At 34.9% G+C, this 23,232-nt stretch carries 12 protein-coding genes; 5 read left to right on the top strand and 7 right to left on the bottom strand.

What is annotated here, in order from left to right:
- Nucleotides 1–61: 61 nt before the first annotated feature.
- Both CHB81_RS10015 and CHB81_RS10010 read right to left on the bottom strand, forming a co-directional pair.
- Nucleotides 62–1,990 (bottom strand): glycoside hydrolase family 97 protein, encoded by a 1,929-nt coding sequence (locus CHB81_RS10015; protein WP_089351759.1) that lies wholly within the window; start codon nucleotides 1,988–1,990, stop codon nucleotides 62–64.
- A gap of 258 nt (nucleotides 1,991–2,248) precedes the next feature.
- Nucleotides 2,249–3,289, bottom strand: coding sequence for an aldose epimerase family protein (locus tag CHB81_RS10010; RefSeq protein WP_089351758.1), 1,041 nt, complete (start codon nucleotides 3,287–3,289; stop codon nucleotides 2,249–2,251).
- Between the two features lie 136 nt (nucleotides 3,290–3,425).
- Here CHB81_RS10010 and CHB81_RS10005 point away from each other — a divergent pair, with 136 nt between their 5' ends.
- From CHB81_RS10005 to gldM, 5 genes are all read left to right on the top strand, one after another.
- Nucleotides 3,426–4,334 (top strand): AraC family transcriptional regulator, encoded by a 909-nt coding sequence (locus tag CHB81_RS10005; RefSeq protein WP_089351757.1) that lies wholly within the window; start codon nucleotides 3,426–3,428, stop codon nucleotides 4,332–4,334.
- A gap of 128 nt (nucleotides 4,335–4,462) precedes the next feature.
- Nucleotides 4,463–5,872 carry a sugar porter family MFS transporter gene (locus tag CHB81_RS10000; RefSeq protein WP_089351756.1) on the top strand — a complete coding sequence of 470 codons (1,410 nt, stop codon included), beginning with the start codon at nucleotides 4,463–4,465 and terminating at the stop codon, nucleotides 5,870–5,872.
- An 18-nt stretch (nucleotides 5,873–5,890) separates the two neighbouring features.
- Nucleotides 5,891–9,202, top strand: a complete 3,312-nt coding sequence (locus tag CHB81_RS09995; protein WP_089351755.1) for a DUF5107 domain-containing protein — start codon at nucleotides 5,891–5,893, stop codon at nucleotides 9,200–9,202.
- Nucleotides 9,203–9,637: 435 nt separating this feature from the next.
- Nucleotides 9,638–10,285 carry a gliding motility protein GldL gene (gldL, locus tag CHB81_RS09990; RefSeq protein ID WP_089351754.1) on the top strand — a complete coding sequence of 216 codons (648 nt, stop codon included), beginning with the start codon at nucleotides 9,638–9,640 and terminating at the stop codon, nucleotides 10,283–10,285.
- A gap of 47 nt (nucleotides 10,286–10,332) precedes the next feature.
- On the top strand, nucleotides 10,333–11,874 hold the full coding sequence (gldM, locus tag CHB81_RS09985; protein WP_089351753.1) for a gliding motility protein GldM: 1,542 nt from the start codon (nucleotides 10,333–10,335) through the stop codon (nucleotides 11,872–11,874).
- A 451-nt stretch (nucleotides 11,875–12,325) separates the two neighbouring features.
- Here the strand turns inward: gldM and CHB81_RS09980 are convergent, their stop codons facing one another.
- The 5 genes from CHB81_RS09980 to CHB81_RS09960 form a co-directional block, all read right to left on the bottom strand.
- Nucleotides 12,326–14,665: a glycoside hydrolase N-terminal domain-containing protein gene (locus CHB81_RS09980; protein WP_089351752.1), complete on the bottom strand. Its 2,340-nt coding sequence runs from the start codon at nucleotides 14,663–14,665 to the stop codon at nucleotides 12,326–12,328.
- A 347-nt stretch (nucleotides 14,666–15,012) separates the two neighbouring features.
- Nucleotides 15,013–16,545 (bottom strand): RagB/SusD family nutrient uptake outer membrane protein, encoded by a 1,533-nt coding sequence (locus CHB81_RS09975; RefSeq protein ID WP_089351828.1) that lies wholly within the window; start codon nucleotides 16,543–16,545, stop codon nucleotides 15,013–15,015.
- A 25-nt stretch (nucleotides 16,546–16,570) separates the two neighbouring features.
- A complete protein-coding gene (locus CHB81_RS09970) occupies nucleotides 16,571–19,597 on the bottom strand; it encodes a TonB-dependent receptor (protein WP_089351751.1) in 3,027 nt (1,008 codons plus the stop codon).
- A 966-nt stretch (nucleotides 19,598–20,563) separates the two neighbouring features.
- Nucleotides 20,564–22,156 carry a solute:sodium symporter family transporter gene (locus tag CHB81_RS09965; protein WP_089351750.1) on the bottom strand — a complete coding sequence of 531 codons (1,593 nt, stop codon included), beginning with the start codon at nucleotides 22,154–22,156 and terminating at the stop codon, nucleotides 20,564–20,566.
- Between the two features lie 3 nt (nucleotides 22,157–22,159).
- On the bottom strand, nucleotides 22,160–23,176 hold the full coding sequence (locus CHB81_RS09960) for a GntR family transcriptional regulator (protein WP_089351749.1): 1,017 nt from the start codon (nucleotides 23,174–23,176) through the stop codon (nucleotides 22,160–22,162).
- Between the last annotated feature and the right edge of the window lie 56 nt (nucleotides 23,177–23,232).

The following is a 23,232-nucleotide window of genomic DNA, read 5'->3' as shown; positions in this document are numbered from 1 at the left end:
AGAAATCACCTTTTTTTGTTTGCACTATTTCAGTTTTATTTAAACCAAAATCAAGCTTGAACTATTTTATAAACTGAATAATAAATCCTCCTTTTGGAGCCAAATTATATTTCCAGTTTGAAGTTAAAGGATACGTTTCAACTTTAAATTCCATTAACGGATCTGCGCCTTCAGAGATAATTCTGAATTTTGAAAAACCTTTACCATATTTTTTAAGATCAATCAAAACTGGCGATGCGGTATTTGTACCATTTATCCCGACGATATAAGAAAGATTATCTTTCTGACGGGATAAAACTATTGCTTTACCTGGTTCCGCAACTATATAATCTGTTTTATCCCAAGTTGCAGGCATTTCTTTTAATAAAGTCTTAAGTACGTCCGGAAGTGAATTAAAAACCTCTTCAGAATCAGCAAAATGAATAACACCCGAGGTATAAATCATAGCCATTGCCAATTCATGAACTGCTGTGTTTAAACGTGTATATTTTCTAAAAGTCAGTGCAAACGGAGTATAATCTGCAGGTCCGGCTACGTTTCTTGTAAAAGGTAATACGGCATTTTGCTCTGCTGCTTTTTCTGGGAATCTTGGCTCATAAAAATAACTTTCAGTTCCTAAAATAGCTTCTGCCGTTACAAAATTGGGCCAAGTTCTGTGCCAGCCTCTTGGTACTGTTGTACCGTGAAGGTTTACCAATAAATGTTCTTTGGCAGCATCCTCAAAAACGCCTTGTAGCGCAGCCATAACCTCTTGACGATCTGAACACCAAAAGTCTATTTTAACACCTTTTACACCCATTTGAGCCAATTCTTTGAATCTTTTCTTCCTTTTTTCCGAATCAAAATATTCTGCCGAATATCCCCAAACTAAGGGTTGAACTCCTTTTGACAAAGCATAATCAATAATTTTTCCTTCTTTATTCGCCTTTTCCCATCCTGCATCAAAAAGTGTATATCGAAAACCAAATGAAGCCGAAACATCAGTAAACTTATTATACATTTCTGGCGTAAAATCTTCAGGATGTGACCACCAAGACCAAGCCGCTTTTCCTGGTACAATCCACGAAGTATCTTCAATTTTAGAAGCCGGAGCCAAATCCGTAATCATAGTCGACAATAATATATCTCCCGCCTTATCACCAATCATAATCACTCTCCATGGCATTGTCCACGGCAAATTTGATTCAGGATAAGCGTCTTTATCCGGCAAAGGCAAAGTAAATTTTTCGTCTTTTTTAGCAAATGCAATACTGTAAATTCCATCTTTAGAATCTGGTTGTAAATGACATCCGGAGAATGAACCATCCGTTCCTGATTCTGCAATTAAAACCCAATTTTTAGTATTATTTACATTAAAAAGCGCTGGCATACACCAACCCACAGATTCATTTCGTGCGCCACTTATTGGATCACCAGACTTTACATTAACATAAAAATCTTCATAACCCGGCGTATAATCTCCCGCTTTATTATAAGGTTGAAGCCATCCTTTTGCATTTTGTTCGATATGAAATCCTGTAATTTCATTTTTAAGAACTCTCTTTTGATTTTCCTTTTCAGTGAATTTATATCTAAAAGCAACGCCTTCAGTGCCGGCAATTAAATCTATTGTCAATAAAGCGCCTTGTTGATTCTTAAAAGTGATGCTTTTAGTTTCAAAAACATGATCTGCGACTTTATTATTAGCTACTTTAAGCTCATACTTTTCATGTTTTTCTTCAACAGGCGAAACTTTTACAACCGATAAACCTGATGTAAAATCATTGTTTTCGAAAGTCAGACCAAGCGGAGAATCTAAAATTATCGTCTTATCCTTTCGGGTAACCTTATAGGACAACTTTCCTCCTTCGGTTAAAGACAATTCAATTTTATTTAGATTGTCTTTTGACTTCAGAGAAAGTCCTTCGTTTTGTGCTTTAACGCTGACCTGCGCAAGAAACATTGCAAGTATTAGCAAACTTAAAGATCGATGAATAAACATTTTTTTCATTAATATAGTTTTTAGAGATTAGTTTTTAAAGTTTATTGGTTCGTAAAGTTTTTTAGCCACGAATTGCACAAATTTTCACAAATTAATTCGTATTGATTCGTGAAATTCGTGGCGAAAAAAAACATTTTAATCTTTATAATCTGTTGCAAAAAAATAACGTGAACATTGTTTTACGCTAAGTTTTTTTAGCCACGAATTGCACAAATTTTCACAAATTAATTCGTGCTGATTCGTGAAATTCGTGGCGAAAAAAATCTTTTAATCTGTGGCATATTTTGAAATCATAATATCAAAAGCATATGTAATCGTTTGATTGTAAACTTGTCCTGCTTCGAATACTGTATTTGGAAAATGAGCATGATTAGGACTATCCGGATAATATTGGCATTCTAAACAAAGTCCATCAAAAGCTTTATAATGCTTCGAATGTTCACCAATTGTTGCGCTGTTTAAATAATCTCCAGTATACAATTGCACGCCCGGATACGAGGTATAAACACGCATTAATCGCCCTGATTTTTCTTCGAACAATTCGCAGACCGCATTTTCATTTACCGAGTTTCGATCAAAAACATAATAGATATTTAGTCCGTTATTTTGCATGACATCGGTTAGTTTGTAATTAAAAAACAAATAGTTATCTGCCGGAATAGTTTTTCCTGTCGGAATATAATCCGGAGTACTTTCGAGAATTTTAGTCGCCTGAATATTCAGCTTATGATTGTATATTTTTTCGGCGCAAGCAGATAAATTAAAATACGAATGATTAGTAAAATTTAGTGGAGTTGATTCATCGGCTACAGCCAAAAATTCAATTTTAAGTTCGTTTTTATCCGTCCATTTATAAATGACTTTTGTACTTAAATTTCCAGGGAAACCACCTTCTTTATTTTTACTTTCTAAAACAAAAACGACCGAATCTTCGTTTACAACAAAATCAAATACTTTAGTATTAAATCCCGCCGAACCACTGTGATTGTTGCTTTTGCCATCATTTTTATCTAGATAATACGTTTTATTTTCGATAGAAAATTCGGCATTATTTATTCTGTTGGCAAAACGTCCAACCGTTGCTCCTATATATGACGTGTCTTTTAAATATCCTTCTAAAGTTGGAAATCCAAGAACCACATTTTCTCTATTTCCGTTTTTGTCCGGCACAACTATGGATTTTACTATGGCTCCATAATTAAGTAGTTCAACGTAATTTCCTTGAACATTTTTTAATCGGAATTTAAAAATTTCTTTTCCTTTATACGAACCAAAAGGCTCATATGTAATAATATCTGAGGGATTCATATTGTTTTATAAAAATGATAAAAACACTATCTGTATAATAGTATTTCAAATGTAACTTTGATTATTTGCATCAAAATGGACTTTTTTTCTATAAACATGGATTAAATTACGATATTTGAAAAATAGATTCTAAAAAATGAAGAATTCATCACAAAAGGAAAAAACAAAAGTTAAGGAAGGCTTTTTAGGACAACGTATGATTGTGATTCCTAAAAATATACTTTCGGAAATAAAGAATAATGGACTTATATCAACTTTGTATTTTACTGATATTGGCGTTTTCCCAAATGCAAGTCATCACTCGATGAAACGCAAACACGGAAGTAAACAATATATCTTGATTTATTGTTATAAAGGTGAAGGTATTATTAGTAAAGAAAATAAAACCATAACGCTCAAGGCGAATACCTTTTATATAATCCCTCCGGAAGTTGCGCATGATTATTATGCTTTAAAGCAAAATCCGTGGAGTATTTACTGGCTGCATTTTACGGGACCACAAGCGCCACATTTCTACGATAAATTCATAACCGAACATCCGGAAACTGCTCCACAATTATCTTTGGAAGAAAGGCGTATCGAGCTTTTTGAAAACATACTCGATGTTATGGAAGACGGTTATAGTGCCAGTAATCTCGAATATGCAAATCTCTCTTTGTGGCAATTGTTGAATGCTTTTTTATATGAGCGATTTTTTATCAAAAAAAACAGGAAATTTTCAGAGGATAATACTATTGAGTCTGCAATTGACTATATGAAAAAGCATTTGGATTTATCCTTAAAAATCAATGATGTAGCGGCTTATTTTAACTATTCATCATCGCACTTTTTTACCTTGTTTAAGAAGCAAACAGGTTATTCACCAATACATTATTTCAACTATTTAAAAATGCAGAAAGCCTGTCAGTATCTAAGCTTCACCACTATGAGTATTAAGGAAATCAGCTTTACTTTGGGGTTTAATGATCCGTTGTATTTCTCTCGTTTGTTCAAAAAAATAATGAGTACTTCACCTATTCAATATCGCACAGAATACAAGCAATAGCGCAATTGATTTCGTATTTTAACACAGGGCATCATAAAATCAGATTATAATCCATCTATTCAAAAAAAATATCCATAATTCGAAGGTTCCTATTCTGCTAATTTTACAAAAGCTATTAAAACCTTTTTATGAAAAATTACAATTATACCTTTTTACTATCAATTAGCCTCGTCGCAGCATTGGGTGGTTTACTCTTTGGTTACGACTGGGTTGTAATAGGTGGTGCAAAACCATTTTACGAAATTTATTTTGGCATTTCAGATTCTCCGGCTTTACAAGGCTGGGCAATGAGTAGTGCACTTTTGGGCTGTGTTGCGGGAGCAGCCGTTGCCGGAAAACTGGCAGATACCTATGGAAGACGTCCTATGTTAATCGTTGCCGCAGTATTATTCTCTATATGTGCACTTGGTACCGGAGCTTCTGAAACCTTTACCATCTTTATTATCTGGAGAATTATTGGCGGAATCGGAATTGGGATTGCATCTACAATTTCTCCTTTATATATAGCCGAAATCGCGCCACAAGAAACCCGCGGACTTTTTGTTTCAATCAACCAACTTACCGTAGTTATTGGTATTCTTGCCGCTCAAATCACGAATATGTTGATTACCGAGGTTATTCCGGCTGGTTATTCTCATGCTGAAATTCTGGCTTCATGGAACGGCCAAACCGGTTGGAGATGGATGTTTTGGGCAGGATTTTTCCCTGCGGTTCTCTTCTTTGTATTAATGTTCTTAATTCCGGAAAGCCCAAGATATTTGGCTAAAAAAGGAAATCATGATACAGCAGAAAAAACACTTACCAAAATTGGCGGATTGGCTTATGGAAAAGAAGCAATCGTAAAAATAAAAGAGACATTCACGCACGAAACTGAAAAAACCGATTTCAAAATGCTGTTGGATAAAAAAGCACTTCCAATATTAATTATCGGAATTGTCTTGGCAGCTTTCCAACAATGGTGCGGTATTAATATCATTTTTAATTATGCTCAGGAAATCTTTGTTTCTGCGGGTTATAGTATCAATGATTTATTTATGAATATTGTAATTACCGGAAGTATTAATCTTGTATTTACACTAGTTGCGATGGGAACTGTAGACAAAATTGGGCGTAAAAAACTAATGCTTTTTGGCTCAGCCGCACTTGCTGTAATCTATGCTTTATTGGGTTATTTTTATTATACCAATGTTACCGGTTTCCCATTATTATTACTGGTATTATTAGCCATTGCAATCTACGCAATGTCCCTCGCTCCTATTACATGGGTTATTTTATCTGAAATTTTCCCTAACCGAATTCGTGGTGTTGCGATGTCTGTAGCCACATTTGCACTCTGGATTGCCTCTGCACTTTTAGTACAAACATTTCCAATTTTTAATGAATATCTGGGCACATCCGGCACTTTCTGGTTGTACGGTATTATCTGCGCCTTAGGATTTGTGTTTGTATTAAAAAAGCTTCCTGAAACCAAAAACAAAAGTCTTGAAGAGATCGAAGAACTAATGGTTTCTGATAAAAAATCAAAGAATATTCAATAATCTAAATTTCATTACATCATGCAAAAAGTAAATGTTTGGAAGGAAAAAATAATCCTGCCAACCTATGAGGTGGGCAAACCTGAAAAAAATCCTGTATTTATTGAGAAAAGAGTGTATCAGGGAAGTAACGGATCTGTATATCCATATCCGGTTATTGAAAAAATCGCAGACGAAAAAGTAGACAAAGAATATCAGGCGGTTTATCTTGAAAATGAGTTTGTTAAAATAATGATCTTGCCAGAACTTGGCGGACGTGTTCATATGGCGTATGACAAAACCAAAGAACGTCATTTTGTGTATTACAATCAGGTTGTTAAACCGGCTTTGGTAGGACTTACAGGTCCGTGGATTTCTGGTGGAATCGAATTTAACTGGCCACAGCACCACAGACCAACCACTTTTGATCCGGTAGATTTTACGATCGAAGAACACGAAGACGGAAGCGCAACAGTTTGGTGCAGTGAAGTCGAACGTATGTTTAGAACCAAAGGTATGGCTGGTTTCAGATTGTATCCTGACAAAGCGTATCTGGAAATCAAAGCGCAATTATATAACAGAACCTCATTTCCTCAAACCTTTTTATGGTGGGCAAATCCTGCGGTTAAGGTAAATGATGATTATCAATCGGTTTTTCCTCCGGATGTAAATGCGGTTTTTGACCATGGTAAACGTGATGTTTCGTCTTTTCCAATTGCAAAAGGAACCTATTATAAAGTAGATTATTCACCGGGAACAGATATTTCCCGTTATAAAAATATTCCCGTTCCAACGTCATATATGGCGATCGCATCCAAATATAATTTCGTGGGCGGATACGAAAATGATTCAAAAGGAGGATTGCTTCACGTAGCCAATCATCATGTTTCTCCGGGGAAAAAACAATGGACTTGGGGTCACGGCGATTTTGGTCGTGCCTGGGATCGTAACCTTACCGATGAAGATGGTCCGTATATCGAATTGATGTGTGGAGTTTATACCGATAATCAGCCTGATTTTACATGGATTATGCCAGGTGAACAAAAAGATTTTACTCAGTATTTTATGCCATATCGTGATTTGGGAATCGTGAAAAATGCTACCAAAAATGCAATGGTAAATCTCGAAAGTATTGACAATAAACTAGTGATTAAAGCCTATACAACGGGCGTTTATCCGAATACTACGGTTACTTTAAAGAATAATGATACTGTTTTATTCCAAAAACAATATGATGCTTCGCCATACAATTCATTTGAAGAAACGATTGATTTTGACAATACATCTTTAGAAGGATTATCTATTTCTGTAACCGATGCTGATGATAAAGTTTTGGTAGATTGGATTTATGAAGGTCCAAATGAAGCTGAAATTCCAGAAGCTGCAAAACCAGCTCTTGCTCCCGAAGAGATCGAAAACAACGAACAATTGTTCCTGACAGCGCAGCATTTAGAACAATACAGACACGCTACTTACAGTCCGATTCCGTATTACGAAGAAGCGATAAAACGTGATTCCGGAGATATTCGTTCGAACAATGCGATGGGATTATGGTTGATGCGAAGAGCAAAATTTGAAGAAGCTGAACCTTATTTTAGAGCGGCTATAAAAACATTGACACAACGAAATCCAAATCCTTATGAAGGTGAAGCTTATTTTAATTTAGGATTATGTCTGAAATATCAGAATAAAAATCAGGAAGCTTACGATGCTTTCTACAAGTCAACGTGGAATGCGGCATGGCAAAATCAAGGTTATTTTTATGTAGCGCAACTTGATGCTTTAAATGGTGATTTTGAATTGGCATTAACACACATCAAAAAAGCGATTTCTAAAAATACCGAAGATCATAAAGCATTGCATTTGCAAGTGGCTTTTCTTAGAAAATTAGGTCAAAACAAAAAAGCATCACTTCATACTAATATATATCTGGAAAATGATTGTTTCAATTTTGGATTGCTTTACGAGAAATACCTTTTAAGCAATGACAAAAAAGACCTTGCATATTTCAATTCATTGATCAGAAATAATATCCATACGTATATAGAATATGCTTTAGATTATGCTTCGGCAGGTTTGTATAATGAAGCTGTAAGTTTATTATCTGAAGGTTTAAAAGACGAAGAAACATATCCAATTGCGTGGTATTATGCGGGTTCTTTCTATGAAAAATTAAATGATTTCGGTCAAGCCGAAGAATGCTTCAAAATGGCTTCTCAGGCAAAACCAGACTATTGTTTCCCTAATCAGATTGAAGCGGCTTTAGTACTTCAAAACGTAATTCAGAAGCAAAATAATGATGCAAAAGCGTTGTATTATTTAGGAAACTTTTGGTACGCTTCAAAGTTCTATGACGATGCTATTTGTTGCTGGGAACAATCTGTTGCGATCGATGATCGTTTCCCAACTGTACATCGTAATTTGGCTTTGGCGTATTATAATAAATTAGAAAACGAACAAAAAGCGCTTTCTAGTTTAGAAAAAGCATTTTCGTTAGATTTGACAGATTCCAGAATTTTAATGGAATTAGACCAATTGTACAAAGGTTTGAACAGAGATTTAGTTTTCAGACTGGCTTTCTTAGAAAAACATTTAGAATTGGTGATTCAACGTGATGATGTTTATTTAGAAAGAGTTGCATTATATAATCTTTTAGGAAAACACGACAAAGCCTTTACCTTATTACAAAACCGAATTTTCCATCCATGGGAAGGCGGCGAAGGGAAAGTGAGCGGACAATATCTGGTTTCTTTAACCGAAATTGCCAAACAGCAAATCTCAGAAGGGAATTATGATGAAGCGATCGAAAACTTAGAACAAGCTCAATTTTATCCTGATAATTTAGGTGAAGGGAAATTACCGGGGGCACAAGAAAATGATATTCATTACTGGTTAGGTGTTGCTTTTGAGAAAAAGAACAACATTGAAGAAGCTAAAAACTGGTGGAATAAAGCAACTCAAGGGTTAGACGAACCAACGGCGGCGATTTTCTATAACGATCAGCAACCGGATAAAATTTTCTATCAAGGTTTGGCTTTCTTAAAATTAAACCAACAATCTGAAGCTGATAAACGCTTTGAAAAATTAGTCGCTTACGCCAAAAAACATCTTAATGATCATGTTACAATCGACTATTTTGCAGTATCGCTTCCGGATTTAATGATTTGGGAAGATGATTTAGACAAACGTAACAAAATTCACTGTTTGTACATGCATGGATTAGGGCTTTTAGGTTTGGAGAAAAAAGCAGAAGCCGAAGAAGTTTTTGAAAGTGTTTTATCTGAAGAAAAAAGTCATTCAGGAGTTACGATTCATCTCTCTTTATTAAAAAATGAAGAATCGGTTTCGATTTAAAAATAATGGTTAGTGGTTAGTAATTAGACCCGACAGGTTTTCAAAATCTGTCGGGTCTTTGTTTTTTTTCTAATAGTCCCAATCCTGAAAAGTCAGGATGGGATAAAACTTGTCGAGCTTTTGAGAACAAAAAAACACTTCTTACTTCTAAAACTTGCTAAACCTCCCAGCCTCAACATTTTTCCTTAAAAAGGAACATCAATTTACACATTTTTAAAAATCAATTATGACAATTAATTGGGTCGAAAAAAAGCCTTAATCTGATACTTTTCCTTTTAAAATGTCTTATTGTGCGAATTATCTTTGCATGTTTTTAATACACACCATATTACATCAAATTATAACACGATGAAATAACAAAAACATTAAAAACCACTATTTGAACTTTATTATTAAATCAAAAACAAAATTTAAAATTTTAAAACAAACAAAATTATGGCATTATTAAGTAAAAAAGCAATGAATTTCGCTTATGGTATGGGAGCGGCAGTAGTAATTATTGGAGCATTATTCAAAATTACTCACTTTGAAATTGGACCATTAACAGGTACATTAATGCTTTCAATTGGATTAGTAACTGAGGCGTTAATCTTTGCACTTTCTGCTTTTGAACCAGTAGATCATGAGTTAGATTGGACTCTTGTTTACCCTGAATTGGCTAACGGCCAAGCTAGAAAAAAAGCGGCTAAAGTTGAAACTCCATCTGATGTCCAAGGATTATTGTCTCAAAAATTAGATACTATGTTGAAAGAAGCTAAAATTGACGGAGAATTAATGTCAAGTTTAGGAAACTCAATCAAAAATTTCGAAGGTGCTGCAAAAGCAATTTCTCCAACAGTAGATTCTATTGCAGGACAAAAGAAATATGCTGAAGAAATGTCTATGGCTGCTGCACAAATGGAATCCTTAAACAGCTTATACAAAGTACAATTAGAAAGTGCTTCAAGAAATGCACAAGCAAACAGCGAAATCGCTGAAAATGCTTCTAAATTAAAAGAACAAATGCAATCAATGACTGCAAACATTGCTTCTTTGAACAGTGTTTACGGTGGGATGCTTTCTGCAATGAGTAACAAAGGATAATTAGTTTTTGACTATTATAACTTATTAATAAAAACTAATTAGAAAAAATGGCAGGAGGAAAATTAACCCCCAGACAAAAGATGATTAACCTGATGTATCTGGTTTTCATCGCAATGTTAGCAATGAATATGTCAAAAGAAGTTTTATCAGCTTTTGGCTTAATGAATGAAAAATTTGAAAGCGCTAATACCTCTTCAGAGCAAACAAATGCTGATTTATTGGTGTCTTTAGATCAAAAAGCTGCTGAAGCAAAAGGAGAATTCGCAACTGCTGCAGTTACTGCTCATCAGGTTGAAACAGCTTCAAAAGAATTTTATGCATACATCGGATCTTTAAAAGGTGATGTTTTAAAAGGATTTGAATCTGACAAAGAAACTGGAAAATTGCCTTATGAGTCTATGGACAAAGGAGATAATATCGACGACTGGTTTACAGGAGAAGGATATACTGCTAAAGGTAATGCTGTTATTTCTCATATCGAGAAATATAAAGCTGCAATGAAATCTGCTTTATCAGACAAAAAATATGCTGCTATTTTATCTGAAGTTGAAAAGAAATTTGATGTTTCAGATGTAGAGAATAAAGAAGGTTTAAAAGACAAATATTTAGCTTACCACTTTAAAGGTTTCCCGGCTGTTGCTTCATTAGCTAAACTTTCGGCTTGGCAAAATGACGTTCAAAAAGCAGAATCTGATGTTTACAGTGCTGCTTTAGGAAAAGCTGCTCTTGCTACTTCTTCTTATAATAATTATCAGGCAATTGTTGTTTTAGATAAAAATGCTTATTTCCAAGGAGAAAAAGTTACAGGTAAGGTCGTTTTAGGTCGCTATGACGAAAATACAAAACCAGAAAGTGTAACAGGAGCTTCTTTAGATCCTGCTACAGGACAGGCTAAAATTAATTTAACTGCTGGTAATGTTGGAGAACAAGCTATTAATGGTCAGTTTAATTTTGTTGAAGATGGTAAAAAAATTAATTTGCCATTTAAAGGGAATTACGTTGTAGTACCAAGACCAAACTCTGCCACAATTTCTGCAGATAAAATGAATGTTGTATATAGAGGTGTTGTTAACCCAATCTCTGTATCATTTGCAGGTGTTGCTGATAACAAAGTTGTTGCCAGTGCTCCGGGATTATCCTCAGCTGGTAAAGCAGGAAAATACAACATGAGCCCGGGTTCAGGTACTGAAACTACAATTTCTGTGACTGGTACATTACCAAACGGAGATAAAGTCACTGATAATAAAACATTCAGAATTAAAGGTATTCCTGGTCCAACGGGTACAATTAGAGGTGAAATGGGAGTTGTTAAAGGACCTAGATCTAACTTAGAAATTGCTACTATTGGTGCTAAATTACTTGATTTTGATTTTGAAGTTGGTTTAGATGTTGTTGGATTTAACTTGAAAATTGCCGGACAGCCTACAGTTGTTGTATCTGGTAATAAGTTAAATGCTCAATGCAAACAAGTTCTTTCAAGAGCAGGTAAAGGAGATCAGGTTACTATTTCTGAAATTAAAACCAACCTTGCCGGAGCTGGTAATTATTTATTACCAAGAACAGCACCGGTAATTTATGAAATACAATAATAAACATAGGTAATTGTTTTTTCGGAAATAAAAAAGGTTTGATGATTTTAATTTCATCAGACCTTTTTTTGTTTCTACAATCTTGTCATCCTAAGGAGCGAAAGATCGCACTAGCAGATCGACAAAGATTGGTTCTTTACTTTGCGGAGTTTCGAGTGTGATCCTTCGTTCAGGATGACAAAAGCATGCGTGCACAATCTTATTTATTTTCATTGTATGGAATTTAATGAAATATCGTTTCATGATTTTTTTGAATAGACTCCAGCTTTAGCTGGAGATCAAAAGAGTCGAATATAAAAATAGGCTTTAGCCGAAATACGCTAAGATTTCGGCTAAAGCCATATTGCATATCATTTTATTACCCCCAGCTAAAGCTGGGGGCTATTCATACTTTTTGTTGGCAATTAATTCTATACCTGCAAGGTTTTGAAAACCTTGCAGGAATTGTAAACTATAATTTAGAAGAAGTAATTTCTTTTAATTCTCCATTAACCTTAACTTTCACTTTGGTTGGTACAGGAGATAAAACTTCATACATCGTTACTTTACCTTTTTCCCATTTGATGTTTACGGTAAAATTTCCCTCGGCTTTCAGTCCTTTTACTTCACCTTCGTTTAACCAAACGTCTGGCATTGCAGGCAATAATTCTATAAATCCGGCATGACTCTGAAGCAACATTTCGCCAATTCCGGCAGCGGCTCCAAAATTTCCATCGATTTGAAAGGGCGGTCCTGCAGAAAGTAAATTTGGATAAACTCCTCCTCCTGCTCCATAATTGATGTTCGTTGCAAGTGTTGGTCTTAATATTGTTTTTAATAACCTGTAGGCTTTGTTTCCTTCTTTCAAACGTGACCAAAACAACATTTTATAGGCGATTGACCAGCTTGGTCCGTCATCTCCTCTTACTTCAAGTGTTTTCTTGATTGCCTCTACAAGTTCAGGTTTGTTTTCAGGAGTTATTAAAGATCCCGGATATAAGGCGTACAAATGTGAGATATGACGGTGTTGTGGATCTTCTTCTTTATATGGTTTTAACCATTCCATGATTCTTCCGTCAGGACCAACAACTCCCGGTGGCGGCAATAATTTTAATTGTTTTTCCAGTTCAACACTTAAATCATTATCTAAACCTAGTTTTTTAGATGCTATTATCACGTTGTTAAACAATTCACGAATAATCTGATTATCGATTGTAGGTCCCATACAAACGTGAGAAGCTTCTCCGTTTGGTAATAAAAATGAATTCTCCGGCGATACAGATGGTGAAGTTACCAACCAACCTGTTTCTGGATCTTTCACCAACATACTTTTATAAAACTGAGCTGCTCCTTTTAATACCGGATAGATCTCAGCCAAATATGCCTGATCATTTGTGTATAAATAATGGCTCCATAAATTGTTACACAACCACCCCGATCCCGATTTTGTGATTCCCCATGAAGCACTTTCGCCAGGTTCTGTAAAGTCCCAAACGTTTGTAATTACGTGTGCTACCCAACCATCTGCATTGTAATACGCTTTGGCCGTTTTTTCTCCGTTTGGTGCCATTGCTTTAGTCAGATCTTTTAACGGAAGATTTAATTCTGATAAATTGGCTGTTTCTAATGCCCAGTGATTCATTTGCACATTTACGTCTAAATGATAATCTGCGTTCCAAGGTGTTTGCACGTTATTTGCCCATAATCCTTGCAAGTTTGGTGGCAACAATCCTACTCTGGTGCTGCTGATACTTAAATAACGACCATATTGATAAAACAAAACCGGAAGTCCGGTATCTGCATCTGGTTCTTTTATAAAGGTATCTAAACGCTCATTTGTAGGTAATGTTTTTTTCGCAGTTTTTCCGAAATTTAATGTCACACGATTGAACAATTTTTGATAGTTTTCAATATGCAATTTCTTCTGATCCTGATATTTCTTTTTCATTGCTGCATCCAGAATTTTATCTACTGAAGTTTCGAAATTTTTATCTTTATAATCTGTTCCTGCAGATATAAAAATCACGACTTCGGTTGCATTTTTTATTTCGATTGTATTATTTGTATACAAAGCATTACCATCTGTTATTTGAGCTTTTACTTTTGCTTTGTATTTCATTCCTTTTCCGTCGGTTCCATTGTTTAACTGACCTGTCATTACAAGCGAATTATCGGTACCATTTACGGTTTTAAAACGTTCCGGTCTGTCTAACTGAATGGTGAAATTTAATTTCCCTTTTTTACTTGAAGTCAATCTGATAAAAACGGCATCATCACCAAAACCTGCAAAATATTCACGCTTATAGTTTACTCCATCAATTGTAAATTGAGTTGCTGCAACTGCAGTTTGAATATCCAGATTTCTGGTGTAATTAACGGGTTGAGATTTTGTTTTATAATCAAATTTTAGCGTTAAATCTCCCAAAATCTGATACGCACCAAATGGTACATCAGCTCCATTCCCGCTTCCGGAACCAGCACCTTTGCAGATAAAATGCTCATCAATTAATTTTTGGGCATCTTTATTTTTATTGGTTAATAACAGTTCTCGTATTTGTGGCAAAAAAGAATAAGCTTTATAATTGTTAGCATCTTGCGGAGATCCACTCCATAACGTAATTTCGTTCAGAACCACTTTTTCAGTTGTAACTCCGCCATCAGGCATAATTCCTAAACGACCATTTCCTAATGGCAGCGTTTCTTCCCATTGAGATGCTGGTTTGGTAAACCATATCTCTAATGGATTTGTTTGTGAATAGCCTAGTAAAGGCAATAATATAAAAAGCAGTACTTTAAATTTTCTAATATTCATAATTATAGGTTTAAATTATTCTATATATTCTGCAATCCCGAAGCTTCGGGACAAAACATTGTAGGTTTAAAATTATCTTGTAACGCGCAGCTATACACTAATAATTGCGGGCAAAATCTGAGTTCCTAAAATAAAAACTACTAAACTTCATATTGCTATTTTATGGACTTACAACTTGTAAATAATTATATAAATGAATGCCATTTTGGAATAAGTATTTTCTAACAGAAAACTCACTTAGTACTGTTATTACCTAAATCCAAAATGGCATTGCAAATCAAAACTGTGATTAACCAAAAATCAAATGACCAAAAAATAAAATTACATTAAAACTATTTTTAAGGATATTAATAACCCGGATTTTGATCAGCATCGCTAATATCATCATTAAGCTTGATCTCTCCGATAGGAATAGGATAACGGTTATGAAATGCAGCAATTGTACCGTTTTGTTTTGCCCATTTGTTACGGGCACCTACTAATTCCACCAATTTTCCTACACGAATAAGATCCATTCTTCTCCAGCCTTCAAAAGCTAATTCACGCATACGTTCGTCAAGGATTCTATCTCTGAATTCTGTTTGAGAAAGTCCGCTCCAGTTCATTCCTGTTGGCAATGTTCCTCCAAAAGCTCTTGTACGAACTTGATTTACATATCCTTCAGCATCAGAAGTACTTCCTAATTCATTTAAACATTCTGCGTAGCAAAGCAACACATCTGAATAACGAATGTATGGTTTGTTTTTTCCTGAATTCCAAAATGATTGTTTTCCTTCTACACGAATATCTTCAAATTTTTTAATGTGTGGATCCAACTCATCGCCACCAAAACCAGCCGGAAGTGTTGGTTTAACCCCTTTATAAGTAAAATCATAACGAATACTTGCGTCTTTACGCATATCACCTGGTTCCCATATTCCGCCATCCGTTTTATCTTTATAGCAATACTGAGTAGGTAGTATAAGATCATAGCCACCAAAATAAGCATATTGGTTTATGTTTGCTAAAACTCTTGAACCCGTTTGCCATTGTATCTGGTTGTTATCAGGCCAATTATTAGTATACTGCCATTCATATAGTGATTCTGGAGAATTAGCGTGATCCGGACTAAAAACATCTGCGTAATTAGGCAGTAAACTATACTTCCCGGAAGTAATAACTGCTCCAAACCATTGCTTTGCTTTAGTATAATCGCGGTATCCTGAAGCCTCAGGAGCATATAGATATACTTTCCCTAAAAGTGCCTGAGCTACACCTTTTGCAGGAAATGCAGGATTGCTTTGTGATACAGGAAGTTTTTCAATTGCTCTTTCTAAATCGGCTACTATATAAGAATAAACCAAAGCCAGAGGCTGACGTTTTAAACCAAATTCTGCTGTTTTTGCTTTATCATTAATAGGTATTTCTCCCCAATATTGTGTTAGCTCAAACATTAATGTTGCTCTTAAAAAACTAGCTTCACCCATTAAAAGATCACGTTTTGCACTATCATCTTCGGTATTGGTTCCTAATGCTCTAATAGTTTGCGCAGCTACTTCAATTACTGGCCATCTGTCATTCCACAATTGTCCAATTGCCTGATTCTCCTGACTTAGAAAACCATTGTACAAATCAAGTCCTGCCTGGTTTGCATCTCCGGTTACCTGCAAAGCACCTTGTTGCGCTTCGTCTGTACCAAGAGAAGTATAAAGTCCTGCACGGTCTTTTTGCATATTCCTCCAATTCGTTATGGCTCCTAAGAGAACTGGCTCTATTTTACCTAAACTGCCGTATGCCTGTGCAGCAGTAAGTGAACTTTTAGGCTCTTCATCCAAAAAATCTGAAGAACAGGAAGCTGATAATATTGCTAGCGCCATAAAGGCTATAATTTTTGCTTTCATAAAATAATTTATTAAATTAATTTGATTAAAGAGATACATTTAATCCCATAACTATCATTCTGGATATAGGATAAGAATCTCCTCCCTCTGGATCATATCCTTTATATTTAGTTACAATAAATAGATTCGATCCCGTTACATAAAACCTTACATTTTTAAGAAAAACACTTTCTGCAACTTTGTCTTGTAATGTATACGATAATGTAAGTGCATTTAATCTTAAGAATGAAGCATCTTGTATTGCTTTATCTGTCTCACCCAAAGTATATCTTCCTCCTCCATAATAGGCTCTTGGTACATCTGTATTGGTATTAGTAGGAGTCCAACGATCCAAAAGGTCTGTATGTGCTGCACTCATCCCTCCTGAATTCATATAGCTTTCGTAGGTTGAACTTGGTCTCTTACCTCCTATTGAATACGAAAAGACTGCATTTAATGCAAAACCTTTATAATTAAGATCTGTAGAAAAACCGCCATAATAATCAGGATTCAAATCGCCAACCACATACCTGTCTTTATCGTTTATTACACCATCGCCATTGCGGTCTTTAATTTTAATGTCTCCAGCCTGAACAGTTCTACTTCCATAATTTACTCCACTAAGGTTTTCTCCCTGCTGTGCAATACCATCATATTGAAACACATAAACAGTGTTTACCGATTGGCCTAAGAAAAAGTTCCCGGTACGCTGGATCTCATTGTTACTATAACCACCCAAGTTGTATATCTCTGTGGCATCTCCATAAAGTTTTGTAACCTTATTTTTTGCCGATGATATGTTGGCAGAAACATTCCATTTAAAATCTTTGTTTTTAATAATGTCACCACTAAGTTCTAATTCTATACCCTCATTAGTTGTAGAACCAATATTATCCAGCTTATATTTATATCCTGATGAAACCGGCATATTACGCAGCATTAACAGATCGTCATTATTTATATGAAAATAATTAGCACCTGCAGTCAGTCTGTTATGAAAGAAACCAGTATCTAGTCCAATATTAAATTGTTTTTGTTTTTCCCATCTTAAATCAAAATTATCAATATAGTTGTCAGACACGTAAGTCCCTGAATTATTACTAACTTGAGCATTATATAATGCAAAATACCTGTAAGCATCTACATTTTGATTACCCACTATACCATAACCTACACGAAACTTAAGTTGATTTAATTTTTCAAATCCTGAAAGGAAATTTTCTTTAGCAATATCCCAACTTCCTGCTATTGAAGGAAAGTTCCCCCATTTGTTATTAGGACCAAATTTAGAAGAACCATCTCTTCTTATTGTCCCTGTAATATTATATTTACCATCAAAAGTATAGTTAGCTCTTGCGAAATACGATTGGTTTGAATAATCTGTAAAATCCGACTTTAACTGCGTATTATCCTTTTGATAGGCACCTGATAATGCCATATAGGTCAAATCATCACTAACAAATCCACGAGCTCTAACCTCAGTGGTATTAGCTGAATTACTCATTACAGAAAATCCTCCCATAAGATTTATGTCATGTTTTGCAGCAAAAACTTTACTATAACTTACGGTATTATCCCACTGATAATTCAATTGTGAATATCTATAATGATGCGCTTCCCCATCCATAGAATTTCTAAGTGACTGTCCTGTAGTACTTGGCACATAATCAAAATTTGCCTGATCTGTAACATCTACAGAAAGTGTCGTTCTGATATCAAGTCCCTTTACTGGTTTTAGACTTAAAAAATTACTACTTGTAAGTCTATTACGTGTACTTGAATTTATGATATCAAGACTTTTTATCGGATTATAAAGATTCTGGTCAAATACTTCACCATATCGAAGATAAGTAGCCTTAGAATCTATAGGCAATAGTGGATTTGCTCCCAGTGCCACACCAAAGGCACTACCCTCCTGATAATTGGTCTTGCTTCTTGAAAAAGTAGTATTGGTACCAAACTGCAGCCATGATTTTAAATCCTGCGTAAGGTTAATTTTTCCATTATATCTTTTAAAATCAGAGTTTTTAAGAAGTCCTTCCTGGTCAACATAATTGAAACTTACAAAATAAGTTCCCTTTTCTCCTCCTCCGCTAAAACTTAAATTATGATTCGTTTGAAAACCTGAACGCGTTACCTGATCCAGCCAATTGTAACTTTTGCCCGTTCTGTAAGATTCCAATTCATAAGGTGCAAATACGGTCGAACCATCTGACTTAATTTGATTAACATAAGCAGCACGATCAGCCCCGGGATTCTCATCCATATAACGATTCGCATAAGCATCAACTCTTAGATCAAATAATTGTTGACCATTCATCAACGGTATAGTCCTTGCAAATTCAGATACACCTGTCCATGTATCATACTGTATTTTTGCTTCTCCTGATCTTGAACCTTTTTTTGTAGTAATTACTATTACTCCATTAGCAGCTCTTGAACCATATAGTGCAGTAGCAGAAGCATCTTTAAGAACTTCCATACTTGCAATATCGTTAGGGTTAATGTTTTCAAAATTGCTATCAGTAACCAACCCATCTATTACGAATATTGGATTACCGCCAAAGTTTAGAGAATTATTTCCCCTAATTCTTATTGAACCTGTTTGACCGGGTACAGCACTTTGTTGTACATATACACCTGAGGCACGCCCTTGTAATGCCTGTACTACATTTGGCGTAGGAACCTCTCTAAGCTTATCACCGGAAACACTACTTACAGCCCCCGTTAAATCACCTTTTTTCATTGTAGCTCCAACTATTACAACTTCATTTAATTCCTGAGAGCTTGGTTTTAAAGAAGCATTTACAACCGACTTATTTGCCGCAATACTTAGCGTATTAAATCCGATGAAACTAAATTCTAAAGTTGATCCAGTTTTAACATTTGATAGTTTGTAACTACCATCAATATCTGTTACAGTAGAGGTTTGAGTACCTTTTACAATAACTGTAGCTCCTGGCAATGGCAAATTTTCATTATCTGTAACTTTACCGGTGATGGTTTGGGAATAAAGTGTACCGGCGGACATCATAACTACTAAGAAGCATAAGTATCTTATTGCAATTCTCATAATGATTTGGTTTTTAGTTAATAAAATTATTGAGTTAGTTTTTTTTTATATTGAGCACTTAAATACGAGAAAACGAATTGACTTATACTATACTATACTACAACACTACAAACATACAAATATTTTCATAACATCCAAATTATGTTTTAAGAATTTGTTATTTTTTTGCGGGATTTATTTCGGCATTTATATAAATAATAATATTTAAAAAGAATAAGAGAAAAAAAGTGAAGAAAAAATCAAGAAATCTCAGACAAAAATAAAGCACATGTGCCCTAAAAAAGGGAAAATAAGTACGATATAGGGATTTTTATTGTACAGAATTTATTTTTAAGCAGTTCGAAATAAAAAAGAAAAAAATAGAAATAAACGAAAAAATTATTAGTCAAATCATTCTTAATAAATCTTTTGAGGACTTTTTAATCATTTCGACAGAGGAGAAATCACACGCATAACTCGACAAAGATTGGAGATTTTAGTGACAGAGTTTCTAGTGTGATTTCTCCTATGTCGAAATGGCAAGATTGTGGTTACTTTGCGTTTCAAGGGATTGAAATCCCTTGCTACAAAATAAATCATTCCTTCGGGATTTTATAAAGAGTTCCGAAGGAACAACGAATATTGCAGGGATGTCCCGAGGCTTCGGGATCAATCCGTCCATCGCAATCAAAATCGATAATTATTTGAAAGAAAAAAAGACACACTGCTATGCGTCTCTACATTAAAAATCTAATTCTTCATACACGTTTTATCGTACGTTAGACCTGACTTGTTTTAAAAACCTGTCAGGTCTATTATATGGAAAACAAAAAAACAAAATAAAAAAAGACGTGCAAAAGTGCGCCTCTACGTTAAAACCTTTGTTCCTCTGAACCTCAGAATCTTTGAACCTTCCTCAAAAAAAATTAAAACCTTTGTCCCTTTGTCCCTTTGAACCTCAGAACCTCAGTGCCTCAGAACCTTAGACTAAGCTATCCCCCATTTCGAGAATAAAACAAAGATACCAACCATACCTATCAACAGTGCAGCAAAATACCAATAACGGTTTTTCCAAGGCGATAATTCAACAGATTCAAGTTTGATTTCGGTATAGTTATAATTGGGATAAAACCTGGAAGCCACCAACATGCATATTGTTGTAAAAACAAATAATAACGCCAACATGTGCAGGTAATGCAACTCAATTTGCAGAATATAATTAAAGATTATATAACTTAAAATAAAGAATACCATTCCGATTTTAGCGGCCTGTGGCGGAACTTTTTTGGAAACAAAACCAACCAGAATAATCGTAAAAATCGGCAAGCAAAACATTCCACCAAGCTGTTGCAAATACGTATAAAAACCTGCTTTGCTAAACATGATAAACGGAGCAGAAAACATAGCTAAAGCCGAAATAATAATTTCGAATTTACGTCCTGTATAAACCAATTGTTTCTCTGTAACTTCCTTATTTCTTTTTTCTAACCAAGGCTTGTAAAGGTTAAGCACAAACAATGTGCTGCTGCTATTTAAGCCTGCATTAAAAGTACTGATTGCCGCGCCCAGAACTACGGCAGCAGTAAGCCCAATCATAATTCCCGGCAAGGTATCTTTTACAACAAGAGGGAAAACTTCGGCAGTATTTTCAAGGTTTTTATACAAATGAACTCCAATCAATCCGGGAATATTGATAATAAAAGGACATAGCAATTTTCCTAAACAAGCCAATCCCATTCCTTTTTGACTGTGCGAAAGACTTTTTGCCGAAAGTGCCTGCTGTACAATAAACTGCTCCATTCCCCAATAGTACAGGTTCATGATAAACATTCCCGTAAAAATAGTACTCAGCGGTATTTCATCTTTTGGTCCTCCAATAGCGTTTAAATGTTCTTTATTCTGCGAAAGCATAATATGCAAACCTTGTGACCAATCGCCATGACCTAGAAATTTGAATCCGAAATAAGGGAAAGCAATACCAATAGTCAATAATCCGATACTTAAAATAGTGTCACTTATTGAGATCGCTCGCAAACCTCCAAGTACAGAATAAGCGCAACCTGTTAAGCCTATCACCCAAACCATAATCCAGATGTTTTGCCAATAGGTTAATTGTAAAGGCAATAAAAAGTTGAACATTCCCGTAAGGGCAACCGCGCCACCGTATAAAACTGCGGGAAGTAAATTAACAATATAACTGCATAGAAATACAATTGAAACCAATCTTTTGGTCGATTGATCGTAGCGTTTTCCTAAATAATCCGGAATTGTCATCGCTCCGGTACGAAAATAAATAGGCAAAAAATACTCTGCAACCAATAACATTGCCAGCACGGAACTCACGCCCCACGCTATAACGCTCATGTTATTGGTATAAATAGATTCGTTTTCGCCTATAAATTGATTCGCACTTATATTGCTTAACAACAATGCTCCTCCTACTATGAAAAAGTTATTGTTGTGATCTGCAAAAAAAAGTCCATCTGTGGTTTGTACCTTTTTTTTACGTGTTTTTATTGCTGAAATAAAAGCAATAAGACCTGTAATTAGTAAAAAACTAACAATGGACAATACACTCATAAATTATAGCGAATTTCGATCCACAAGAACTGTTGGAATAATCTCCTGAATCTTCTTACGATTCAAGACAAAATTCGCTGCTTTTTTTCCCATTTCAGAGAAATCTGTAGAGAATGTGGTAACTCCGTCAAAAATGATTTCCTTTACGATATCATCATTATGCGAAATAAACCCAATATCTGTACCAATTTTTAGACCTTTTACTTTAGAATCTTTCAGCATTTCCCAAAGTTCAAGGTTGTGAATCGTGAAATATACTTTTCCTTTTTCAAGAGATCCTGAAACGTATTCTTCTTTAATTACACCTTTGATATTATAATCTTTCATGAATCTTTTAAACGAATTTAAAATTTCATCGGGTTCAGCAGACGATGGTTTAAAGAAGAAAATGATCTCGTCGTACTTCTTAATCTTATCTTTTAGCTGTACAAAAGCATTGTATGACGAATCGCCAAACTCTTGTGCAACATAATTGTAATCTTCATCAGTTTCTATGTAACGATCTACAAGCAAAACTCTGTTGGTTGGCAATTGTTTCAAAACTGCCGGAGTTTTTGCATTTGGAATCGGAGCGATAACAAACATTCCGTATTTTCCCTTCATATTTTGAACAATACTTTCGAATGTATCAAAATTATTATGATGAAAAAAGATATCCAACTGAACATTTTTTCCAAGACCTTTTCTGAAATTTTCATAAAATGTTTCCTGAAAAATATCAAATGCAAATATTAGTAAAGCTACTTTTAGCTCTTGTTTAACATCATTTGTTGCCACAAAATAGCCCAATCGATTTTTAGATTCGATGATTCCTCTGTGTACAAGTTCTTTATATGCCTTGGCAATTGTTTCTCTGGCAAAACCTAATTCGCTTATAAAAGTATTTACCGATGGAAGTAAATCACCTTTTGTGACTACCTTTTCATCAATGGCATTAATTATTCCCTGAACCAATTGCTCATGTTTAGAGAAGGAATTTATAGATTCAAGATTTTTTATCTGTTGAATAATTTGCTTCATAAAACGTTATAATAGGTATTTAATTAGAAATATATTACAAATATATACTAATGTTC

The organism is Flavobacterium sp. ov086 (assembly GCF_900187965.1).
GTDB lineage: Bacteria > Bacteroidota > Bacteroidia > Flavobacteriales > Flavobacteriaceae > Flavobacterium.
This window is presented reverse-complemented; position numbering and strand designations above follow the sequence as displayed.

Coding starts and splice junctions, on each gene's coding strand:
- CHB81_RS10015 (WP_089351759.1), bottom strand. CDS start 1,990: ATGAAAAAAATGTTTATTCATCGATCTTTAAGTTTGCTAATACTTGCA.
- CHB81_RS10010 (WP_089351758.1), bottom strand. CDS start 3,289: ATGAATCCCTCAGATATTATTACATATGAGCCTTTTGGTTCGTATAAA.
- CHB81_RS10005 (WP_089351757.1), top strand. CDS start 3,426: ATGAAGAATTCATCACAAAAGGAAAAAACAAAAGTTAAGGAAGGCTTT.
- CHB81_RS10000 (WP_089351756.1), top strand. CDS start 4,463: ATGAAAAATTACAATTATACCTTTTTACTATCAATTAGCCTCGTCGCA.
- CHB81_RS09995 (WP_089351755.1), top strand. CDS start 5,891: ATGCAAAAAGTAAATGTTTGGAAGGAAAAAATAATCCTGCCAACCTAT.
- gldL (WP_089351754.1), top strand. CDS start 9,638: ATGGCATTATTAAGTAAAAAAGCAATGAATTTCGCTTATGGTATGGGA.
- gldM (WP_089351753.1), top strand. CDS start 10,333: ATGGCAGGAGGAAAATTAACCCCCAGACAAAAGATGATTAACCTGATG.
- CHB81_RS09980 (WP_089351752.1), bottom strand. CDS start 14,665: ATGAATATTAGAAAATTTAAAGTACTGCTTTTTATATTATTGCCTTTA.
- CHB81_RS09975 (WP_089351828.1), bottom strand. CDS start 16,545: ATGAAAGCAAAAATTATAGCCTTTATGGCGCTAGCAATATTATCAGCT.
- CHB81_RS09970 (WP_089351751.1), bottom strand. CDS start 19,597: ATGAGAATTGCAATAAGATACTTATGCTTCTTAGTAGTTATGATGTCC.
- CHB81_RS09965 (WP_089351750.1), bottom strand. CDS start 22,156: ATGAGTGTATTGTCCATTGTTAGTTTTTTACTAATTACAGGTCTTATT.
- CHB81_RS09960 (WP_089351749.1), bottom strand. CDS start 23,176: ATGAAGCAAATTATTCAACAGATAAAAAATCTTGAATCTATAAATTCC.